Genomic DNA, 388 nt, shown 5'->3' with positions numbered 1-388 from the left:
CTGCTGCGGCGCGTCCGAGGCGCCGTTGGTGATGATGAGATCCACCATCCGGAACGGCTTGCCGAAGGTGTACGTCACCGAGGCACCAGGACCCGGCGCGCCCCAATACCGGTTGCTGAGGCCGTCCGTGGTGTTCGACGCCGGATGCCCGGGCACGGCCGCGCTCGCCGTGACCTTCGTCGCGGTGATGGCCTTGCTGCCGCCGAGCTTGTCCCGGGTGTCCTCGAACAGGGCGCGCCCTGCGGGCAGCAGCAGGAACCCGCCCACGCACAGCGCGATCACCACCAGCAGGATCACCAGCACCCGCACCCAGCGCCCGGACCCGGCCCGCACCCGGCGCCGGAACGGCCATATCGTCCGCCACCACGGCAGCGGCGCGGGGGCCGCC

General features: G+C 72.9%; 1 pseudogene. It reads right to left on the bottom strand.

Annotated features, from left to right (window positions below):
- Positions 1 to 388: pseudogene (locus CCN72_RS39430) on the bottom strand (zinc ribbon domain-containing protein); the annotation flags it as partial.

The sequence above is a fragment of the Streptomyces murinus genome, assembly GCF_002154555.1.
Lineage (GTDB): Bacteria > Actinomycetota > Actinomycetes > Streptomycetales > Streptomycetaceae > Streptomyces > Streptomyces murinus.
Note: the sequence above shows the minus strand (reverse complement) of the source record. Positions and strands in the feature narration are given on the sequence as shown.